21 protein-coding genes are annotated in these 20,292 nt (G+C 27.7%); 17 read left to right on the top strand and 4 right to left on the bottom strand.

Annotated elements, in window-relative coordinates; translation table 11 throughout:
- Nucleotides 1–120: 120 nt before the first annotated feature.
- Nucleotides 121–936: a 4Fe-4S binding protein gene (locus Q1X91_RS01085; RefSeq protein ID WP_300752509.1), complete on the bottom strand. Its 816-nt coding sequence runs from the start codon at nucleotides 934–936 to the stop codon at nucleotides 121–123.
- 230 nt (nucleotides 937–1,166) lie between these two features.
- Here Q1X91_RS01085 and Q1X91_RS01080 point away from each other — a divergent pair, with 230 nt between their 5' ends.
- The 9 genes from Q1X91_RS01080 to Q1X91_RS01040 all read left to right on the top strand — a co-directional run bounded on the left by Q1X91_RS01080 (nucleotide 1,167) and on the right by Q1X91_RS01040 (nucleotide 9,372).
- Complete coding sequence (locus tag Q1X91_RS01080) at nucleotides 1,167–2,183, top strand: VWA domain-containing protein (RefSeq protein ID WP_300752508.1); 1,017 nt, start codon at nucleotides 1,167–1,169, stop codon at nucleotides 2,181–2,183.
- A 47-nt stretch (nucleotides 2,184–2,230) separates the two neighbouring features.
- Nucleotides 2,231–3,088, top strand: a complete 858-nt coding sequence (locus Q1X91_RS01075; RefSeq protein ID WP_300752506.1) for a tetratricopeptide repeat protein — start codon at nucleotides 2,231–2,233, stop codon at nucleotides 3,086–3,088.
- The gene (locus Q1X91_RS01070; RefSeq protein WP_300752504.1) at nucleotides 3,057–4,787 is read left to right on the top strand and encodes a BatD family protein; all 1,731 of its coding nucleotides are present in this window, start codon (nucleotides 3,057–3,059) and stop codon (nucleotides 4,785–4,787) included. The genes Q1X91_RS01075 and Q1X91_RS01070 overlap by 32 nt, the downstream gene beginning before the upstream one ends.
- A 20-nt stretch (nucleotides 4,788–4,807) precedes the next feature.
- Complete coding sequence (locus Q1X91_RS01065; protein ID WP_300752502.1) at nucleotides 4,808–5,491, top strand: SH3 domain-containing protein; 684 nt, start codon at nucleotides 4,808–4,810, stop codon at nucleotides 5,489–5,491.
- Between the two features lie 407 nt (nucleotides 5,492–5,898).
- Nucleotides 5,899–6,957, top strand: coding sequence for a tRNA 2-thiouridine(34) synthase MnmA (gene mnmA, locus Q1X91_RS01060; protein WP_300752500.1), 1,059 nt, complete (start codon nucleotides 5,899–5,901; stop codon nucleotides 6,955–6,957).
- A gap of 468 nt (nucleotides 6,958–7,425) precedes the next feature.
- The gene (locus Q1X91_RS01055; protein ID WP_300752499.1) at nucleotides 7,426–7,752 is read left to right on the top strand and encodes a YbjQ family protein; all 327 of its coding nucleotides are present in this window, start codon (nucleotides 7,426–7,428) and stop codon (nucleotides 7,750–7,752) included.
- 26 nt (nucleotides 7,753–7,778) lie between these two features.
- Nucleotides 7,779–8,099 carry a YbjQ family protein gene (locus Q1X91_RS01050; RefSeq protein ID WP_300752497.1) on the top strand — a complete coding sequence of 107 codons (321 nt, stop codon included), beginning with the start codon at nucleotides 7,779–7,781 and terminating at the stop codon, nucleotides 8,097–8,099.
- 17 nt (nucleotides 8,100–8,116) lie between these two features.
- Nucleotides 8,117–8,782, top strand: a complete 666-nt coding sequence (locus Q1X91_RS01045) for a TIGR00730 family Rossman fold protein (protein WP_300752495.1) — start codon at nucleotides 8,117–8,119, stop codon at nucleotides 8,780–8,782.
- 2 nt (nucleotides 8,783–8,784) lie between these two features.
- Nucleotides 8,785–9,372 carry a hypothetical protein gene (locus tag Q1X91_RS01040; RefSeq protein WP_300752494.1) on the top strand — a complete coding sequence of 196 codons (588 nt, stop codon included), beginning with the start codon at nucleotides 8,785–8,787 and terminating at the stop codon, nucleotides 9,370–9,372.
- A gap of 364 nt (nucleotides 9,373–9,736) precedes the next feature.
- Here the strand turns inward: Q1X91_RS01040 and Q1X91_RS01035 are convergent, their stop codons facing one another.
- Nucleotides 9,737–10,672 carry an ATP-binding protein gene (locus tag Q1X91_RS01035; RefSeq protein WP_300752493.1) on the bottom strand — a complete coding sequence of 312 codons (936 nt, stop codon included), beginning with the start codon at nucleotides 10,670–10,672 and terminating at the stop codon, nucleotides 9,737–9,739.
- A gap of 169 nt (nucleotides 10,673–10,841) precedes the next feature.
- On the opposite strand from Q1X91_RS01035, the gene Q1X91_RS01030 reads away from it, so the two are divergent.
- Nucleotides 10,842–11,282: an Rrf2 family transcriptional regulator gene (locus Q1X91_RS01030; RefSeq protein WP_300752491.1), complete on the top strand. Its 441-nt coding sequence runs from the start codon at nucleotides 10,842–10,844 to the stop codon at nucleotides 11,280–11,282.
- A 9-nt stretch (nucleotides 11,283–11,291) separates the two neighbouring features.
- Here Q1X91_RS01030 and Q1X91_RS01025 read toward each other — a convergent pair whose 3' ends face one another.
- Nucleotides 11,292–11,948, bottom strand: coding sequence for a Crp/Fnr family transcriptional regulator (locus tag Q1X91_RS01025; RefSeq protein WP_300752489.1), 657 nt, complete (start codon nucleotides 11,946–11,948; stop codon nucleotides 11,292–11,294).
- A gap of 342 nt (nucleotides 11,949–12,290) precedes the next feature.
- Here Q1X91_RS01025 and Q1X91_RS01020 point away from each other — a divergent pair, with 342 nt between their 5' ends.
- From Q1X91_RS01020 to lysA, 7 genes are all read left to right on the top strand, one after another.
- Nucleotides 12,291–13,772 (top strand): sodium:solute symporter, encoded by a 1,482-nt coding sequence (locus tag Q1X91_RS01020; RefSeq protein WP_300752573.1) that lies wholly within the window; start codon nucleotides 12,291–12,293, stop codon nucleotides 13,770–13,772.
- Nucleotides 13,773–13,799: 27 nt separating this feature from the next.
- Nucleotides 13,800–14,951, top strand: coding sequence for a cyclically-permuted mutarotase family protein (locus tag Q1X91_RS01015; RefSeq protein ID WP_300752487.1), 1,152 nt, complete (start codon nucleotides 13,800–13,802; stop codon nucleotides 14,949–14,951).
- A gap of 193 nt (nucleotides 14,952–15,144) precedes the next feature.
- Nucleotides 15,145–16,305: an HPr family phosphocarrier protein gene (locus Q1X91_RS01010; protein WP_300752484.1), complete on the top strand. Its 1,161-nt coding sequence runs from the start codon at nucleotides 15,145–15,147 to the stop codon at nucleotides 16,303–16,305.
- 2 nt (nucleotides 16,306–16,307) lie between these two features.
- Nucleotides 16,308–17,003, top strand: a complete 696-nt coding sequence (locus Q1X91_RS01005) for a metallophosphoesterase (RefSeq protein WP_300752482.1) — start codon at nucleotides 16,308–16,310, stop codon at nucleotides 17,001–17,003.
- Between the two features lie 19 nt (nucleotides 17,004–17,022).
- Nucleotides 17,023–17,316 carry a hypothetical protein gene (locus tag Q1X91_RS01000; protein ID WP_300752480.1) on the top strand — a complete coding sequence of 98 codons (294 nt, stop codon included), beginning with the start codon at nucleotides 17,023–17,025 and terminating at the stop codon, nucleotides 17,314–17,316.
- Nucleotides 17,317–17,387: 71 nt separating this feature from the next.
- Nucleotides 17,388–18,302 carry a divergent polysaccharide deacetylase family protein gene (locus Q1X91_RS00995; RefSeq protein ID WP_300752478.1) on the top strand — a complete coding sequence of 305 codons (915 nt, stop codon included), beginning with the start codon at nucleotides 17,388–17,390 and terminating at the stop codon, nucleotides 18,300–18,302.
- A gap of 52 nt (nucleotides 18,303–18,354) precedes the next feature.
- Nucleotides 18,355–19,593 (top strand): diaminopimelate decarboxylase, encoded by a 1,239-nt coding sequence (gene lysA / locus Q1X91_RS00990; RefSeq protein WP_300752476.1) that lies wholly within the window; start codon nucleotides 18,355–18,357, stop codon nucleotides 19,591–19,593.
- A gap of 131 nt (nucleotides 19,594–19,724) precedes the next feature.
- On the opposite strand, the gene Q1X91_RS00985 is transcribed toward lysA, so the two are convergent.
- Entirely contained in the window at nucleotides 19,725–20,147 is a 423-nt protein-coding gene (locus Q1X91_RS00985; protein WP_026364448.1) for a metal-dependent transcriptional regulator, read from the bottom strand.
- Between the last annotated feature and the right edge of the window lie 145 nt (nucleotides 20,148–20,292).

Raw genomic sequence — 20,292 nt, 5'->3', positions numbered from 1 at the left:
TTCAAGAAAGAATTTATTATTGCTGTATGATATATTAATGAATAAAACTGAATTATTATATTATTATTGAGGGGAATTATCCCCCCAATATAAAAAATAGTTAAAAAACAGAAAAAATAATTAAATGATACTTCCATCTATAGAAATAGTATATTCTTTTATGATGATATTTTTTTGAGCTATTTCAAGAGCCTTTCTTACAACTGTTTCTACACCTCCGCAGCAAGGAACTTCCATTCTAACTATGGTTATAGAATTAATATTTTTATCAGTAAATATGCTAGCTAATTTGCTTATATATCCGTCAATATCTGAATCTAGTTTTGGACAGAACATTAGTAAAGTTTTATCTTTTAAAAATCTTGAATGAAAATTTGGATATGAAAAAGGCACACAATCAGCCACTATTAATAAATCAGCATTATCAAAATAATTAGCATTAGGATTTATCAATTTTAACTGTATAGGCCAGTTTCTTAATTCAGAATGCATTTGAATATTACTGCTGTTATTTTCTCCTCTAAACTTATTTCTTAAATCTCTCTGCATACTTCCCGGACATCCGCAGGCTTTATTTTCTTCCATATCAGGCACCTCCAAATTATTATCTTTTAAGTATTTTACAGCTTCATCAAAGAGCTTATTTTCTCCATGGTCTTTTAAATGTTTTAAATGTGCTTTTATAACATTAACTCCGCCTTTAACTATATTTACCATAACTTTACTTTCATTATATTCTTCAGCTTCTCTTTCTTCTATTTCCATAGCATTTTCAGGACATGCTTTTATGCACGCTCCCAATCCGTCACAGAATAAATCGCTTATAAGTCTCGCTTTACCGTCTATTATTTGCAAAGCTCCTTCAGGACAGTCTGGAATACATATACCGCAGCCTGTACATTTGTCTTCGTCTATCTTTATAATTCTTCTTTTCATTGAGCTTCCTTAAACTTCCTTTTAATATTGAATTTTACAGCATAATAGTAGATCATTCTAACAAAAAAATCTATTGCTATGGCAACAATAATCTGCAATTAATAATTCTATATAAAATTATTAATTGTATTACATTAAATACATATTAATGGTTATTTATATCAAAATGATACTATTGATATTATACTAAATATAAGTATAATATTACAAATTTAAAAAATGGAAATATAATGTTTTTTGGTGATTTTAAATTTATAGTTTTATATGTATTAATACCACTGCTTATAATATTATTTGTTATATCAAGAATGAGAGTGCATAAGGTATTATCTTTATTTACAAGAAATTTAAATTTTCAAAATGATAAAGCTTATAAAAGAATATCAAATTTGAGAATATTTTCTATAATATTTATGATACTTGCTTCTGCTGTACTAATATTTGCATTGATGCAGCCTAAATGGGGTATAATAGAGCAAAAAATAAAAACCGATAATTACATGATAACAATAGCATTAGATTTATCTAGATCAATGGATGCTGATGATGTGTGGCCTTCAAGACTTGAAAGGGCAAAATTAGAAATAGAAAAATTTGTAAAAAATACTGATAATTTGGCTGTTTCATTAGTAGGTTTTGCAGGAACTAGTTTTATAGCTTGTCCTTTTACTCAGGATATGGAAACTTTTTCTTATATACTTGATAATTTGAGTACAAAGTCTGTCACTCTTCAGGGTACTAGAATAGCAGATGCTTTGGTTACTGCCAAAAATACTTTTAATGTAGATGCTGTAAGCAAAAAATCTATAGTACTAATAACTGACGGAGAGGATCATGGCGGTTATTTTGATGAGGTATTAAAAGAACTTAAAGATATGAATATAAGTGTATATACTATAGGGGTTGGAACTTCTCAGGGGGCTGCTATAAGTACAGATTTGGGTGTGAGAGAAAAATCTGTTATTTCAAAAAGAGATGATAATACATTAAAATTAATAGCAGATTCTACACTTGGAAAAAGCTATATTGCAGAAAATGTTTCATTAGAAAGCATATTTGACGATATGAAAAAAAATATGGATAGTGTTTCTGCTGTGAGAAATAATAGAAGCTATAAAGAGAGATTTCAAATATTTTTGGGTATTTCTGTGCTTTTTATAATGATATCGAGCATACTTAATATATTAACACAGATAAGAATAAAACCTGAAAAAATTAGTGATAAAAAAGCAAAGTTATATCAGTAGTATTTTATTATTATTTTTTATTATATTTTTTAATTAGGATTTGTATAATGAGAAAACATGCACTATTAATTTTTATTATATCTGTAAGCTATGCATATTCATTTTCATTAAATGAATTAACAGCAAAGTTTGATGTAGACAGAGCAAACAGACTTATGAGAAAAGGAGATTATGATGGAGCTGTAAGTTTGTATGAAAAGGCTTTAAGCAAAGTACCTAATTCTCCAGAAATATTTTATAATATGGGTACTACTATGTCTTCTATTGGTGAATTGGACAGTGCCTTACAATTATTTGATATGGCTAAAAAAAGTGCCACAGAAAATACAAGCAAAGATATAAAAAGTGCCATTTATTATAATTCTGGAATAACAAAGATAGAAGGACAGGATTATCAAGGTGCTATAGATGAATTAGTAGAATCGCTTGTTAATACTCCCAATGATAACAATGCAAAAAGAGCTTTAGAATATGCTTATAAAAAATTAGAAGAACAGCAAAATCAAAATAATACTGGTCCCAGCAGTCAGCAGAATAATGAGCAAAATCAAAGCGGTCAGAGTGATGATAATAATGGAAGCTCTGGCAATAATGATGAGAGTAATCAAAACAATAATAATCAGGGAAATCAAAACAATCAGGATAATAATCAGAATAATCAGAATGATCAAAACAATCAGGATAATCAAAATAATCAGAACAATCAAAATAATAATGATAATCAAGACAATCAAAGCAGCAATAATAATCAGGATAATCAGAATAATAATAACAACAGCAATAATGATAACGAGGAAAGCAAATCCGATATTGACAGGCTGCTTGAATCTTTAAGACAGCTTAGAAAAGATAAAGATAATGGAGATCAGTACTATGGCGGAGGAAGAATTGATAAAGATTGGTAATAATATTTATAAATATATATTTGTAATATTTTTTATTATATGCCTGCCTCTTTTTCCGCAGACTAGTATTACAGCGAAATTCTCCGATGAAAAAATAGGTGTTGGAGAAGTATTTAGTTTGTCTGTAACTATTAACAATAATTCTGGAAGAGTTACAGTGCCTGATATAGATGGTTTTACATTGAGGGGTACATCTCAGAGCGTTAATATGATGTATTCTTCAGGATCATTTAAAACTATAAAAACATATAGTTATACATATGTGGCAAATAAAGAAGGGGTTTATAATATAGATAATATAAGAGTGAGAGTAAATAATAATACTTATGTTGCAAATCCTGTAAAAATAGAAGTAGTTGACGGACCTATAAGAAACAGAGATGATAATTATACTCCTAATGGAAATCAATTTGAAGATTTCATGAATTACGGAGATGATATATATGTTGATAATAATATAAATAAAAAAGAAGTTTATTTGTATGAGCCTATATATATAATACAGAAAGCATATGTTCATGTTCCTGTAAATGTTTTAGGATTTTCAAAAATACCAGATAGAACCGATTTTATTTCATATTCTGAAACTTCAGAGTATAACTCTTTTACTGAAATAATAGACGGAAAAAGAGTAACTGCTATACCTTTGAAAACTGAAGTGTTATATCCTGTTAAAACGGGTGATAAAAGAATATTAACCACTCCTTTTGTTTTTGAAAAAGAGGGCAGATTTGTTTTCAATGAACGTGTAGAATACGGAGAAGATGAGTTTATTATTAAAGTGCTTCCGCTTCCTGAAAGAAATGGCTTCGATAATTTTTCTGGTGCTGTAGGTGATTTTAATTTTAATACCAAAGTAAATAAAACCAATATTTCAGTAGGAGAAGAGGTATTAATAACAATGGAGGTAACTGGTGAGGGTAATACTTCTATAATCACTATGCCTAAAATTAATGATAATATAACTAATTATTTTTCTGTATATCAGCCTAAAGTTTATGAAACAAATTGGTTTGACGGTAAAAAAATGATGGGAAGAAAAGTTAAAGAATATGTATTAGTTGCTAAAGACGAAGGAAGTTCTGTAATATCAAATATTAATTTTTGTTATTTCTCTCCTAATGATAAAACTTATACCAATATATATTCAAAGCCTATTAATCTTACAATATCAGGTACAAAACAAAATTTAAACTCATTTATTAATAATAATGGAGAAGAGATTAATGTTATACCTATAAAAAATGCTTTAGTTAAAGAGGATAAAGTATTTAAAATATTTAATATGAAAATTGTGTATTTATATATAATAATATTAATAGCTTTATCTGTTATAATTTATAATCATAATAAATTTGATAAGTTAAAACTTCTATTTGCTAATATTAAAAAAGATAAGCATTCTGAAACAGATGATATTCTTAAATACTATAATGAAAACAACAGAAAAGAATACTGCAGACTTATAGAAAATAGTTTAATTAATACTATAAAAAATAAATTTAATATAGATTATGATAATAATATATATGATAAATTAAATGATTATATTGAAACAGAAAAAATTGATGAAATAAAAGATATAATAAGTAAATGCAGATACGAGCTTTATTCTGGAAAATCATCTGATAATGAAGATTATCATACTAAAGCTATGGAATTAATAAAATATATAAAAGAATTAAAGATAAAAAAATAAATACGGGTAATATAATAAATATGAAAAAAATAATTATAATGTTTTTTATATTCCAGTCATGTTTTTTATATAGTCAGATAACTTCAAACACTGATTTGGAAAAAATAAATAATTTATTTGAAAGTGCTAATGAACTTTATAATGAAGGCAAATATTTAGAGGCTAATTATTTATATAGAGACATAGCATCATCAAATGTTATTTCAAAAGATTTATATTATAATTTGGCTTCTTCTTATGCGGCTATAGGAAGTAATGGTTATGCTGTTCTTTATTATGAAAAGGCACTTAATATTTCTCCTTTTGATAAAGAAATAAAATCAATGATAAGTTCAATTAACGGAAAATATGATTATGATTCTATGCTTATTATATCTATGTATTTGCTATTAATATTGTTTTTAATATTTTTTACAATGCTTATAGTACTATTTATTAAAAAAAAGAAAATCAATAAATTTTTAATATTGCTTTCAATAGTGTTTTTTATACCATTAATAATATTAAGCAGTTATGCAAGCTCTGATTATATTGTAACTATTGATAATGCTGATTTATACAGCGGAAGCAGTACAAAATCGGATATAGTTTCTCAAATATCTGAAGGAGAGAAATTAAGAGTAATTGAAGAGCATGATAATTGGTATTATGCAGAGGGTAATTTTAAGGGCTGGATAAATAAAAGCTCTGCTGAAAAAATATAGAGAAATATATATAGAACAGTTGTAATTTTGTATTTTTATACAGTTAATATTAATAATATATACTGAAAATTTTTAAGTTTGTCAATTTTTTGTTGTTCTTTTTCCCGCCGCAAAAAGAACCAAAAAGTGCAAGTATTGAAGTTATTATTAAATCTTACTAATTATGTTTTATATGTAGGATAAATTGCTAAATTTAGCATAAAATACAGCCTTTTTGGTTCTTTGTGTCACGCCGCGGGCGGACAGCGTACAAAAGAACTGGGCTTTTGCGTAAGCACGCAGAGCTGGGGCAAAGCCCCAATTATTAAAATTATAAATACTATTTTTAATTATTATATAATAATACAACTATATACATATATAAAATTGCAACAGTTCTAATAAAAATATAATAAAGGAAATATTATATGCAGAAAATAGCAGTTGGTATGAGTGCAGGAGTGGATTCTACTACTACAGCAAAGATATTAAAAGAAAAAGGAAATGAAGTATTCGGAGTTACTATGCTTCTTTGGAATGGAGATAAGAGAGCTCCTTTAAGCGGTTCATGCTACAGTCCTTCGCAGTCAAAGATGGTTGAAGAGTGCAGAAAATATGCTCAGGATATAGGTATAGACTACTATGCTTTTGATGTGAGCGATATGTTTCAAAAAAAAGTTATAGATTATGTTGCTGAGTCTTACAAAAAAGGACTTACTCCTAATCCTTGTATTATGTGTAATAGTCAGATTAAGTTTATGGCTTTATTTGAGGCTATAGAAAAACAGGGATTGGAATTTGATAAATTCGCTACTGGGCATTATGCTGGAATAAAATATGATGAGAAAACTAAAAGATATTTATTATTAAGAGGAAAAAATTTGATAAAAGATCAGTCATATTTTTTATACAGGCTCACTCAAAGTCAATTATCAAAGATAATGTTTCCAATGCATGAAAATACAAAAGAAGATACTAGAAAAATGGCAAGAGAGTATAATTTGGAAGCGGCAGAAAAAAGCGAGAGTCAGGATTTTTTTGCAGGCGAGTACAGCAGACTATTTGATGAAGATAGAGAAGGCGATATAATAAATATAGATACTAATGAAATATTAGGACATCATAAAGGAATATGGCATTATACAGTAGGACAAAGAAAAGGTCTTGGTATAGCATATAAAGAGCCTTTATTTGTGGTATCATTAGACAGCAAAACAAATACTGTTTATGTAGGAAATAAAAATCATACCTTTGTTTCTGAAGTTACTATATATGATGTTAATTGGATAGCAGAACCTAGAGATAAAGAGTTTGAGGCTTTGGTCAAAACAAGAAGTGCTCATAAAGGAAGTATGGCAAGAGTAATACCAATAGAGGAAAATGTAATCAATATAAAATTTTTTGAACCTACTGGAATAGTTGCTAAGGGGCAGTCATGCGTATGTTATGATGAAGATGTAACTCTATGCGGAGGAGTTGTTTATTAAACATATATTATCATTAATAAAATAATCATTTCATAATTAACCATTGATATATACTGAAAATTTTTAAGTTTGTCAAAAGTTAGTTTTTTAAATTTATTGTTTGTGGTGGCTTTGCCCTACGAAGTACACAGTCGTGCCCACTCTGCGTGCCGTAGGCAAGGCACCTACTCGGTGGTGACCCATACGAAGTACGCCTGCGGCGAGAAGCAGGCACAGCCCGCTGTCTCGAAGGACTGCATTTTTTTACTAAAATATAGTCATTACAATAAATTTAAAACATATTTTATTAATATTAATAATACTTTATACTATTTACAAATAATAATTGCATTTACAAATAACTAAAAATTGACAAACTATAGTTGTTTAGGTATATATCAAATAATAATAAATAAAAATATTTAAGTATATTTACAGTTTTCCGACAAATTAACATAATATCTAAAAAATAATTATAAGGGGAATGAAATGAGTTCTGATATTAAAATGTTTTCTGTTAATTACTTGCCAAGCAATTATAATTATGAGCCATTAGGTTTAGTAAAAGGAAATGTATCTTTGGCAAAACATGTAGGTAAAGATTTGCTTGCAGGATTAAAAAACATAGTGGGCGGAGAGGTAGAAAGTTATACAGAAATGCTTAATGAGGCTAGAGAAATAGCGACAAAAAGAATGATAGAAGAAGCTAAAAAATTAGGAGCTAATGCTATTATAGGAATAAGCTATTCATCATCATCTGTACTTCCGGGTACAGTAGAAGTTGTTGCTTATGGAACAGCTATTAATTTAAAATAATAAAATATTTCAAAAAGGATGATAAAATGGATATAAAATTATTTACTTCTGATTATTTGCCAAGCAGCTATAATTATGAATTATTAGGTTTAGTAAAAGGAAATATAGCTCAGGCTAAACATATAGGTAAGGATTTGCTTGCAGGATTAAAAAATATAGTTGGCGGAGAAGTAGAAGGCTATACAGAGATGATTAATGAGGCTAGAGAAATAGCGACAAAAAGAATGATAGAAGAAGCTAAAAAATTAGGAGCTAATGCCATTATAGGAATAAGTTATTCATCATCATCTGTTATGGAAGGAACTACAGAAGTTATAGCTTATGGAACCGCTGTAATAATAAAATAAAATATAGCGGAGAATATATGAGAAGAGAAACTTATTATGAACTTCAGAATTCTGATATGCCTAATGAATCTTGGCGTATATTCAGAATAATGGGAGAATTTGTAGAGGGTTTTGAAACTATGTCTTATTATAAGAATGCAGTTTCAATGTTTGGAAGTGCAAGAACTTCTGAAGATCATCCTCATTATAAATTAGCTTATGAAACTGCCAAATTATTGGGTGAAAATAAATATGATATAATAACAGGAGGCGGACCAGGTATTATGGAGGCTGGAAATAGGGGAGCTTTTGATGCTGGTTCTGGTTCTATAGGATTATGCATAGAACTTCCTTTTGAGCAGAAAACTAATCCTTATGTAAAGGAAGAACTTAAATTCAGATATTTTTTTGCAAGAAAGGTTATGTTTTTAAAATATGCTAAAGCCGTTATAATATTTCCGGGCGGATTCGGTACTATGGACGAATGGTTTGAAACTTTAACTTTGATACAGACTAAAGTTCTTCAGAGAATGCCTCTTATTGTTATGAATAAAAATTATTATTCTGATCTTATAGAGTGGATTAAAAAGAATATGGTTAAAGAAAGCTATATAGATATTTCTGATTTGGATTTAATGCAGTATGCTGAAAAACCAGAGGAAGTATTGGATATTATTAACAGCTTTTATAAAAACGATAAATAGAAATGAGATATATAATAGTAATTTTATTAATAAGTGCTAATATCATGTTTGCTCAACTGCCTGAACTTTTTGACCTTAACGGTTATAAAGATTTAAGATTTGGTATGAGTATTGATGAGGCTAATAATAAAATTACTAATTATAATTTAAATGTATATGCTGATTTTTTAGAATCATTTGAACTTAAAAATAATAGAGTTATTAATATATATAAAAATGATACTGAAAAATTAGCATATTACTTATATTTTTATAATAATGAACTTTACAGAATAGAAATATGCAATCATATAGGGGATATTTATAATAATCCTTCGTTTTATAATCCTGCCTCTTTGGCTGAAATTGATGATATAAAAGAAAAACTCAAATTTAAATATGGTGAAATAACAAAAACAGATGTAAAATATTATTCATTCAATAAAAAACCTTTTGAAGAATATACCATATGGTGGTCATCAGATTTGGTCAGTGTGTCTTTGTATGTAAAACCCGATTTGGATAGTTTGGATAGAGTTATTAAACTTTATTCTTACAGAATATCTTTTTATGATGAAATAAGATTAAAAGAGATATATTCAGCAAATTAAATTTTTTATAAATTTGAATTTATTATATATTTTTTATTATACCTAAACAAATATATTTTGTCAAAATTAGTTTTTATATTTTTTATTATTTTCGTGGACAGCCCTAGGAAGTACACAGTTGTGCCGGTTCTGCGTGCCGACGAAGTCCGACTGTGGTGTTGGCAGCAACTTTTGCGAAGCCCGTCTGTGGCGTGTGCGGCAAAAAAAGTTGATAATTCTATATAATGTACATCAGTTGACAAAATGAAATCGTTCCAGTATATTATAATTTAATTATAAAATAAAAAACGCACATTTAAAAAATTTTTTAAATGCACGTTTTTTTGAGCTACTATGAACGAAAAAATTATATATGAACTAAAAATTATAATTGAACTTTTTTAATTAAACTAGTAGAAAGTTCTGGTATATATATAACATTATTAACTAAATCTATATCAGCAACACCGCTTAAAGAACCTTCTATTTTTTCTAATTGCTCTTTAGTATTCAAATCAAATACATATATGCAGGCATTGTTATTAGCTCCGTCTGCACCCCAGTCAGAAACATATAATTTACCATCAGCAATAGCTATACCATCTAAAGCACCTGCACCTAATACTGAAGCTGTCCATTTAGTTAATCCAGTACCATCTGTATTTAATGTGTATATATCACCGCCATTAGGGTCTCCGCCAAATGTACTTCCAGCTATATATAATACTCCGTTATCTAAGAATATTCCATTAGCACCAACTACTCCTGTTACTGATGAAGTTATAGATAAAGAAGAATTATTATCAACTTTTACAAAATGAACTGTAGAAGCACCTGTATCAGTAAGAGCTACAGTTGTAGGATCTATTACTACTGTATCATTTAAGAATTTAGAACCTTCTATAGGAAGTTTAGTAATTATTTTATTTTCTTTGATATTAGCTAATACTAAATTTCCAGTTAAAGAACTGTCATTAACTTGGTCTGGTATGATAATAATATCATCAGTTAAGAAAGAAAAACCTTTAGGGCTGTCTAATTGACCTTCAAATAATTTTTGAGGATTAGATCCGTCTTCATTAGCTACAATTATAAATCCGTCAGCTGGAGCATTAGGATCTCCCAAATTAGCTATATATAATTTTCCATTTCTTAATTTTACACTTTCTGGTGCAGCTGCCCCTTCAATATTTATAGTAACAGCTTCTTTTTTAGCAGCAGTATTTGAAGCAGTGTTATTATTTGTTTTACCAGCATTATTTGAGCATGATACAGCAAATATGAAAGCAGATAAAACTATTGCATAGTAAACCTTATTCATTTTTAAGTTCTCCTTATTAGTAATTTTTTTTATTTAGATATATAATTCTATATGTTTTTTTAGATTTAGCAACTAAAAAGTAAAAAAACATTGTTACTAAAGTTGTAACAATTGTTTATTTTATTTAGTTATTGACTATAAATAATTTTTATTTTATTATTATCCTACTATGAAGATTAATACGAAATTATCAATAGCTACTCATATAGTTTTATGTATAGCATTTTTTGAAAATGAAGGCACTACATCAAATTTGCTTGCCAAAAGTGTAAGGACTAACCCTTCTGTTATAAGGAGAATACTATTAAAACTTCAGGCTTCGGGAATAGTTGAAACAGATAAAAAGGGAAGCAGACTTATAAAAGATGAAAAGGATATAACTCTGCTTTCTATATATGAAGCAGTATTTACAGAGGAGGAAAGGGGACTTTTTAATTTTCATGAGCCTAATCATGTATGCCCAGTAGGCTGTGCTATGTTTGATGTTTTAGGAGAAGAGTTTAATAGTGTAAGGCTTGATTTTGAGAAATCTATGTCAAAAATAACTATAAAAAAAATAGCCGATGAAGTTAGAAAGAGAAAAAAACATATTGATTTTATGAATAAATAATGCCTTTATTTATAATTTTATAATAGTTATTTTGCTGCCGTCTAGTTTTATGATATTTTCTTTTGATAATCTATTTAATTCTCTTGATAATGCACTTCTGTCAGCTGATATAAACTCAGCAAGTTTGTCTCTGTTATAGGGTATTACAATATTTTTGCTTTTCTGTATATTCGACATATATTTTAAATATAATGTAATTTTGCTTCTTAAACTTTTTTGGCTTAGAATATCATTTTTAAAGGCTAAAAATTTGTTTTTATCAGATATTACCATTAATAAATTTTGTAAAAATATGTTTTTATCATTGTTATTTGTATTGAATATATTTTTTATATTTATTTTTAATATTTCTGTTTTATCTAAAGATATTGCCTGTATAGGTGATATCTTATTAGTAGAAAAAGCTAAGGCTTCTGCAAATATATCTCCGTAAGTTAATATATTTACTATATTTTTTCTAGTATCATCATATTCTTTTGAAATTTCTACTCTTCCATTTAAGATAATATATATACTGTCAGTTTTATCTCCTGCATCTATTATAATATTATCTTTATCAAAATACTTTTTTTCAGATTTGAAATCTTCTAACAGAACTATTATCTGTTTATCATTCATATTGCAAAATAGATTTGATTTTTTTATGATGTCTATATATTTTTCCATGTTAAAAACTAATATTTTTTTGATACATAATAATAGTAATAGTTTTTTATAAAAAATCAATATGCATATTAAATTTCTGTATTATGCAGGTATTTTTTATATTAATATTATTACATGTTATTACTTAAAGTATTTTAGCATATATTTTTAGTGATAAATTTCATTTTTTTTATGATGAATTGTAATAAATTGTAATATTTTATCTTTTTCAATTGACAATATAAATTTATTTGACTATAATATAATTGTTCACGTGAACAATTATATTATAGGAGTACAATTATGAGTAATACATCTTGGCATTGGTTTGATTGGGTAGTTATTTTACTCTATTTTGTGGCTATGTTCTTAATAGGTGTCTTCTTCTCTAAAAGAACAAAATCCACAGATGATTACTTTAAAGCGGGCGGAAGAGTTCCTGCTTTGGTAACCGCTATGAGTATTTATGCTACTGCTTTATCTTCTATTTCATTTATTGCTATACCTGCTTCGGTTTATAATAACAGCTGGTTATTGGGTATGGCACCTTTAGGAATTATTTTAATGGTATTATGGGCGGCCTATGTATTCGTACCTTTCTTCAGAAGAGTTAATGTTACTACAGCTTATGAATATTTAGGAAGAAGATTTGATAATTCTTTTAGGCTTTTAAGCAGTTTAGTTTTTATACTTTTTCATTTAGTAAGAATGGCTATAGTTATTTATCTTCCTACATTGGCTATACAGCAGGTATTGCCTGATCTCAATCCTGTGCTTATAACTATTTTGGTATCTATATTCTGTGTGGCTTATACTTCTATGGGAGGTATAGAAGCGGTACTTTGGTCGGATGCTATACAAACAGTGGTTCTTCTTTTGGGAGCTTTATTAATAATTATAGTAGGCTTTGCTTCTGCTCCTGAAGGAATAGGTCAAGGCTTTAAGCTTTTAGCTGATGACGGTAAAATAATAAGCCCTGATTTCTTTTCTTTTGATTTAGCTAAATCTAGTATTTGGGTTATGGTTGTAGGCGGTTTTATTAATTCTATATATTCTTATGTGGGAAGTCAAGATATAGTTCAAAGATATAATACCACTCCGAATGAACATGAAGCTAAAAAAAGTTTATTTATGAATGTTCCTTTGCTTTGCACCAGCATAGTGATATTTATAGGTATGGGTTCAGCTTTATATATATTTTTTCATACTAAAGAAGTATTGCCTGAAGGAATTAACGGAAATGCTATACTTCCTTATTTTGTAGTTAATTATTTGCCTGTTGGAATATCCGGTTTAGTAATAGCGGCTATATTTGCTGCGGCACAATCAACGGTATCTTCAAGTTTGAATTCTGCTGCTACTTGTATTACTGCAGATATATTGGAATATTTGAAACCTAATATGACAGATAAAGCCAAATTGAGTTTTGCAAGATGGTCCAGCTGGATAATAGGAATATTAAGCACTGCACTTGCAGTTTATTTTTTATATCATGGACAAGGAGATATGTTTTTATATTTCCAAGCGGTAACTGGACTTTTGGGCGGACCTATAGCTACTATATTTTTAGTCGGCATATTCTTTGACAGAGTGGAATCCAAGGCTGTTTGGATAGGATTTATACTTTCTGTTATAGTGGCATTCTATATAAGCGATCCTGCTGGAATGCTTACTAAATTTATACCAGGATATGCTAAACCAAAAATCTTTGAGTTTATGATTTCATTTATAATTATAGGCGTTGGTGTAATAGGTTCTTTCTTAGCTTCTTTTGCTTTCGGAAAACCATCTGCAGAAAAAATCAAAGGATTAACTTATTCTACTACTGTAAAAAATCAAAAATAAGTGCGGTTTGTAATTAAGGAATAAAATATGAAAAAAATATGTTTAATTTTATCTATTATATTTGTTATAAGCTGTTCTGGAACTAACACAGCTAATAATAATACTAATGTACTAGATTCAAAAACTGATAAAAAAATAGTTTGGGAAATGGGAGGACATTTACCTGCTCAAACTGGAATGGATAAAAATATCGGTACAGCTGGAGTTTTGTATGGCTCTTTAGGAGGTAAATATATAGTTGTAGGCGGAGGAGCTAACTTTCCTGAAGAATCTGTATTAAACGGCGGAGCTAAAAAAACTTATTCTGATATTTATATGCTTGAAGATAAAAACGGCGTATTAGAAGTAGTTGAGCATATTAATTGGGAAAATGAATTGGGATATGGTTCTTCTATAACTACTGCTGATGGTATATATTATATTGGCGGCTCTTCAAACCCTGAAGCTGATGATGATATATTATTTATTACATTAAAAGATAATAAATTAAATGTTGAAAAAATAGGTGATTTGCCTTTCACATTACAAAATGGTGCAGCTGTTTATAAAGATAATAAATTATATGTAATTACTGGTAAACAAGCAGGTAAAGGCAGTAATAAACTTTATGAGTATGACTTAGTAGCTAAAGAAGTTAAAGAATTAGCCCCGGTACCTGGAGAGGAAAGCAGAACTCAGGCAGTTGCTCAATTATTAAATGGTAATATATATGTATTCAGCGGCGGGGATGTGGTAGCTTACACTGACGGATACAAATATGATTTTGCTAATAATACTTGGGAGAGAGTTGCTGATGTAGTTCTTAATGGTGAAGGTATATCTTTACTCGGTGCTGTATCTGTTAAACTTAATGAAAGCGAAATGCTTGTTATAGGAGGCTTTAATAAAGCTATTTATGATGATGCTGTTTATAATTTAGGTAATCTTCAGGGTGCTGAATTAGCCAATTTCAGGGCTGTATATTTCGGAGCTGATCCTTATGAGTTTAATTGGAACAGCAATATATTAATTTATAATTGTGATTCTAATACTTGGAGAACAATAGGAGAGATTCCATTTGATGCTCCTTGCGGAGAAGGTTTGATATTAATAGGAAATAAAATATATTCTATTAATGGAGAGATTAAACCTGGAATTAGAACAGATAAAATGTATGTTGGTACAATTATGGCTAAATAAGATAAATAATAATAAAGACATATCCAACTAAAAAGTTTTCCATAAATAAGGGCTTATTTCTATAAACGGAATAAGCCTTTATTATTTATTTGTTTATTTATCTTATATAAAAAGTTATTGAAATTTTAATAAATTTATATTATATTATAAGTAAATTATTTTATTATAGAAAATATTTTATAAGGCTGATGTTATGGAAGATTTTATATCTAAAGAATTTGAATGCCGAAATAGTTTGGCGTCTGATAATAAAATTGTTAATTCTATTGTTGATTTTTTAAGGACTATAGATGATAAAATAGAAATAGAAAATCAAAATGGAAAAAGAGTTAATGCCAAATCTTTTATAAAAATGATGGGGCTTGATATAAAATACGGATTTAGATTTAAATTATATGTTTATGGTAATGATAAAGAAAATAACCTTAAAAGAATAGAGGATATACTTGAAAAAAAAGAGTTCTATACTTTAGAAAAAATTGAGGAATTAGAAAAAGAACAGGAATCTGAAGATAATAAACTTATAGAAGAAGAAATATTGGCTTTAACTCCTAAAGATAGAAAAGAAATTATCAAAAATGATATAGAAAAAAAGATAAAACTTTTAAAAGAAAAAAGAGATACTATTCATTTAGAGTCTTTGAATTTAGATAATAATATTTTATATATAAAAAAAGATGATGATAAAAGAGAAATTTTTAATGTTATAGATAATAATATACCAGGTATAATAAAAAAATTATCCTCTCATTATGAAATACCAGTTTATGAAAATGATATTGAAAATTATTTAAGTAATTTAAAAGACATAGTTAAAGCTAAAGATATTAAATACTTTTATATTTATTTATTTTTTAATAATATAAAAAAATATTTTTATACTCAGTTTGACAATTTATTTATAAAAAAGATTGTAGGAATTGAAGATTTGCATGCTGAATATAATATTGACATTAGTAAAAGTTTTGTAGATGATGCTGTTAAAACTTTTGATTTTATATTAGAAGATAAGAGAAAGTCGGCAGATTATTCTATTAATATTTATATGATTGGAAGTATATCTAAAAGCAGCATGGATATTTATAGAATTATTAATATTGTTCAAAATATAGGAAAGATTTATGAGATAAAAAACAGTATTATAGATAATATAGCCGATAGGATAAGAGGAAGTTATGAAGTAAAATCTTATATTAATAATGATTTTGAAGAGTATTTAGAAAATATAAAAGAGTTTAAGGACTTATTACAAAAAGAATTTGAAAATATTTATACTGCTAAGGTATTGGAAAATGACGCTAGTAATTTGAATATAGATTATCATAATATATTAAGACTTGCAAGGAGGCTTTAAAAATGAAAATAGCTGTTGTAGGTGATTTACATGGAAAAGACTGTTGGAAGAGACTTCTCGAAGGAAGATTTTCTGAATTTGATAAGATAATATTTATGGGTGATTACAGTGATGACAGCTGGGTTCGATTCTGTGATGAAGATATAATTAATAATCTTGAAGATGTAATAGAGTTCAAAAAAAATCATAATGATAATGTTGAGCTCCTTATAGGTAATCATGATTTTCAGTATATAGTGGGGTATCCTACAGCAAGCAGATACAGAGAAAGCTATGCTAAAGAAATGAATGAGATATTTAATGATAATACCGACTTATTTAAGCCTATACATATAGAAAACAATTATATATTTACACATGCTGGAATAACAAACGGCTGGATTGATTATATAAAAAATAAATATGATATAGATAATATAGATATTGATAACATTGAAAGCATTGTAAATATAATATATAAAAATGATAGAGATGACTGTAATATAGCCTCTTTCAGACGAGGCGGATTAAGCAGATTTGCAGGTATTTTATGGGCTGACACAGAGGATTTGTTTTACGATTCTTGGGTTGGGTATAATCAGGTAGTAGGACATAATAGGGTAAAGCCGTATAGTATTATAAAAAAAGATGATTCTATTATTTATATGTCAGATCATTTTGACAGCGAACAAAATAAATTATTAGTATTAGATATATAGTTTAAGGAGTTGTTAATATATGTTTCCAGATAAACCGCCTTTTTTTTATAAATGCACAAAATGCGGATATCATTTTAGTTCGGACAAAAACTTGCATGCCCCTTCTATTTTTTCTGATATTTCTTTGGATTTTGAAAATACTCAAACTGATGAAGACGGAAATGTAATAACAGAAATTACCACAGATGATAATAATAAAGATCATAAAAAAGATTCTTTTTTTACAAAAATTATGAAAAATATAACTTATCCTAAATGTCCTAAATGCAAAGAACATGCTGTTGTAAGTATTGACAGTATGATTGAAAAGTAGGATTTTTATATAATTGACTTTTATTAATATTTAGATTATCATAAAAAGTAAATATTATTTAGTTAGTTTTTATGAAAAGAATAATTATTTTTGTATTTTTATTTATTGTAATTATTGTATTTTCTTTTACCTTTATTAAGGTTAAAGAAAATTATGGAATTAGTTTTGAATATGCAGATGATAATAATAATTATACATCTGAAAAAACTATAACATCAAAAAAAACTAATGATGTATTTTATTTAGCAGATATTAATTCTCCTAATATATCAGAACCTATATTGGATAATATTACAAAACCAATAGAAAGCAGTAATTTTATAAGCATCATAATAGATGATAGCGGTAATACTCTTGATTATACAGATAGGTATTTTCAATTGGCATATAAATACGGCATAACATTTGCTGTACTTCCAGATTCTCCTCACAGCATCGATTTTTCTTATTTAGCATACAGTAATAATATTAGTGTCATTTTGCATATGCCTATGGAGGGCAGCGGTTATTTCGGAGAGAAAACTATAATAAGAACTGGAATGAATAAAGATGAAGTTTTTAATTTGCTAGATTATTCATTTTCAAAAGTCCCTTATGCTAATGGAATGAATAATCATACTGGTTCTCTTGCTTGTAAAGATATTAATATAGTTTCATATATGATTGACTATGCTAAAAACAACAATAAATATTTTGTAGATTCCTATACTTCTGCAGAGAGTGTGATATATGATTTGGCATTAGAAAATGATGTAGGAACGGCAAAGAGAAATGTATTTTTGGACAATGATAGAGATTATGACAGCATAATGAAGCAGTGGAGAGAGTTAATTAAATTATCAAAAGAGTATGGAATTGCTGTTGGTATAGGGCATTATCAAAGTGAGGAAACATTAAAGGTTTTGGAAAATAATCTGCCTCTTCTTTATGAAGATGATATAGTAAGCGTGAATATAACAGAAGTTTTAACTAAAAAACTTAAATAATATAAAAATGATAAAAAATAATTAATAATTAATAAAAAATAGGAGCGGTATAATGATAGGTTATAAAAATAATATATTAATGTGTGAAGATATTGATATAAGAGAGCTTACAAAAGTTTATGGAAGTCCTTTTTATCTTTATTCAAAAAATGATATTTTGCAGAAAATAAGATTTTTAAAAGATATATTTTCATCTTTGGACGATGTATTAATAGCATATGCTGTTAAGGCTGAAAATAATTTATCTATATTAAAAATGATGGTGGAAGAAGGAATTGGGGCAGATGTTGTTTCTATAGGCGAGAGCTTGAAATATATAAAAGCTGGAGGAGATGCTAGAAATATTGTATTTTCTGGTGTGGCAAAAACAGAAGAGGAGATAAAAAAATCTATTGAACTTAATATCAAACGTTTTAATATAGAATCAATCCCTGAAGCTGTAAGAATTAATAATATAGCTAAAGAACTCAAAAAGAAAGTAAAATGTTCTATAAGAGTTAATCCAAATGTAGATGCTCATACTCATGAGAAGATCACTACAGGTGTAAATGGCAACAAATTTGGAGTATGTATTAAAACCATAATAGAAAATTCTAATCTTTTAAAATCATTAGATAATATAGAGATAGAGTCATTATCAATGCATATAGGCTCTCAAATGACAGATGCTGAGCCTTTTTACAGAGCTATTTTGGTAATGAAAGACTTAATAGGCGAAGTTAATAGTATGGGATTTAATATAACCGATATTGATATAGGCGGCGGTTATGGGGTAAGGTATAATAAAGATCATTCTGGTTTTGATTTTGATAAGTTCAAAAATGAGAGTATAAATCTATTAAAAGAAATGAATCTTAAAGTAACAACTGAACCAGGAAGATATTTTGTAGCAGAATCTGGTGCTTTGATAATGAGAGTAGAATATGTAAAAGAGGAACTTGGAAGAAAGTATGTTATATTAGACGGCGGTATGAATGATTATGTAAGGGTAGCTATGTATGATGCTTATAATGAGATATATCCTTTAGTAAAAAGAGAAAGCGTATCAAATTATGATTTTGTAGGACCTATATGTGAAAGTTCTGACTTTTTTGCCTATGACAGAGAGTGTTCTGTAGTAGAAGAGGGCGATTATGTTGCATTACTTGATGCTGGTGCTTACGGATTTAGTATGTCAAGCAATTATAATTCAAGACCTCTTATAGCACAGATTATGGCAGATAAAGATAAGCATTACATTATACGAAAAAGACAGACTTTTGATGAGATGATAGAAAGTGAGATTATATAATAATTAATATAAATTTATTGCGTCAGAATTATGTTTAATAAAAAAATAATTCTGACGGTTTTTTATTCATTTTATAAAATTATTTTTAATATGAAATATAGTTTAAAACATAAAAACTTTAATATGAACTATTAGTTTTTATTGGCATTATTAAATATATTTTCTTTTTTGCAGTATCCGCAAAGAAACTCTTTAAACTTATGCACAGTATCTCTGCTCATAGCATGTTCTATTAAACAGGCTTCTTCATCTGCTATTTTTTCATCTACATTTAATACATTTGTAAGAAAGTAATAGAATATAGCATGCCTTTCAGCAATATCTTTTCCAATAGCTCTTCCAGATTCTGTAAGTTCTATGTCTCCGTAATGTTCATGCTTTATGTGTCCGAGTTTTGACAAAGTTTTTATAGCTGTATTAACACTTGCTTTGGAACGCCTTACAACATCAGCTATATCTGTTATTCTAATAGCTTCTTTAAAATTTTTTTCTACTTCTAGGTTGTAGATAGTTTCTAAATAATTTTCTAATATAGGTGTCATATCTTGTTTCATGAGGATAATTTTAATATTAAATATATTATAAGTCAACATTTAAATTTAATATTTTTTGTTTAAGAGCCATAGATATTGCACAGTTTTAGTTTAAAAAAAGGAGGTATTCCTTATAATTTAAATTATCACAACAAACAAAAAGGAA

Origin of the sequence: uncultured Brachyspira sp. (assembly GCF_949287625.1) — a bacterium.
Classification (GTDB): domain Bacteria; phylum Spirochaetota; class Brachyspiria; order Brachyspirales; family Brachyspiraceae; genus Brachyspira.
The sequence above is the reverse complement of the archived record's forward strand: the minus strand, read 5'-3'. Positions and strand labels throughout refer to the sequence as shown.

What these genes read in the sequence shown, in the direction of transcription:
- Q1X91_RS01085 (WP_300752509.1), bottom strand. Translation starts at nt 936, where the DNA reads ATGAAAAGAAGAATTATAAAGATAGACGAAGACAAATGTACAGGCTGC.
- Q1X91_RS01080 (WP_300752508.1), top strand. Translation starts at nt 1,167, where the DNA reads ATGTTTTTTGGTGATTTTAAATTTATAGTTTTATATGTATTAATACCA.
- Q1X91_RS01075 (WP_300752506.1), top strand. Translation starts at nt 2,231, where the DNA reads ATGAGAAAACATGCACTATTAATTTTTATTATATCTGTAAGCTATGCA.
- Q1X91_RS01070 (WP_300752504.1), top strand. Translation starts at nt 3,057, where the DNA reads ATGGCGGAGGAAGAATTGATAAAGATTGGTAATAATATTTATAAATAT.
- Q1X91_RS01065 (WP_300752502.1), top strand. Translation starts at nt 4,808, where the DNA reads ATGAAAAAAATAATTATAATGTTTTTTATATTCCAGTCATGTTTTTTA.
- mnmA (WP_300752500.1), top strand. Translation starts at nt 5,899, where the DNA reads ATGCAGAAAATAGCAGTTGGTATGAGTGCAGGAGTGGATTCTACTACT.
- Q1X91_RS01055 (WP_300752499.1), top strand. Translation starts at nt 7,426, where the DNA reads ATGAGTTCTGATATTAAAATGTTTTCTGTTAATTACTTGCCAAGCAAT.
- Q1X91_RS01050 (WP_300752497.1), top strand. Translation starts at nt 7,779, where the DNA reads ATGGATATAAAATTATTTACTTCTGATTATTTGCCAAGCAGCTATAAT.
- Q1X91_RS01045 (WP_300752495.1), top strand. Translation starts at nt 8,117, where the DNA reads ATGAGAAGAGAAACTTATTATGAACTTCAGAATTCTGATATGCCTAAT.
- Q1X91_RS01040 (WP_300752494.1), top strand. Translation starts at nt 8,785, where the DNA reads ATGAGATATATAATAGTAATTTTATTAATAAGTGCTAATATCATGTTT.
- Q1X91_RS01035 (WP_300752493.1), bottom strand. Translation starts at nt 10,672, where the DNA reads ATGAATAAGGTTTACTATGCAATAGTTTTATCTGCTTTCATATTTGCT.
- Q1X91_RS01030 (WP_300752491.1), top strand. Translation starts at nt 10,842, where the DNA reads ATGAAGATTAATACGAAATTATCAATAGCTACTCATATAGTTTTATGT.
- Q1X91_RS01025 (WP_300752489.1), bottom strand. Translation starts at nt 11,948, where the DNA reads ATGGAAAAATATATAGACATCATAAAAAAATCAAATCTATTTTGCAAT.
- Q1X91_RS01020 (WP_300752573.1), top strand. Translation starts at nt 12,291, where the DNA reads ATGTTCTTAATAGGTGTCTTCTTCTCTAAAAGAACAAAATCCACAGAT.
- Q1X91_RS01015 (WP_300752487.1), top strand. Translation starts at nt 13,800, where the DNA reads ATGAAAAAAATATGTTTAATTTTATCTATTATATTTGTTATAAGCTGT.
- Q1X91_RS01010 (WP_300752484.1), top strand. Translation starts at nt 15,145, where the DNA reads ATGGAAGATTTTATATCTAAAGAATTTGAATGCCGAAATAGTTTGGCG.
- Q1X91_RS01005 (WP_300752482.1), top strand. Translation starts at nt 16,308, where the DNA reads ATGAAAATAGCTGTTGTAGGTGATTTACATGGAAAAGACTGTTGGAAG.
- Q1X91_RS01000 (WP_300752480.1), top strand. Translation starts at nt 17,023, where the DNA reads ATGTTTCCAGATAAACCGCCTTTTTTTTATAAATGCACAAAATGCGGA.
- Q1X91_RS00995 (WP_300752478.1), top strand. Translation starts at nt 17,388, where the DNA reads ATGAAAAGAATAATTATTTTTGTATTTTTATTTATTGTAATTATTGTA.
- lysA (WP_300752476.1), top strand. Translation starts at nt 18,355, where the DNA reads ATGATAGGTTATAAAAATAATATATTAATGTGTGAAGATATTGATATA.
- Q1X91_RS00985 (WP_026364448.1), bottom strand. Translation starts at nt 20,147, where the DNA reads ATGAAACAAGATATGACACCTATATTAGAAAATTATTTAGAAACTATC.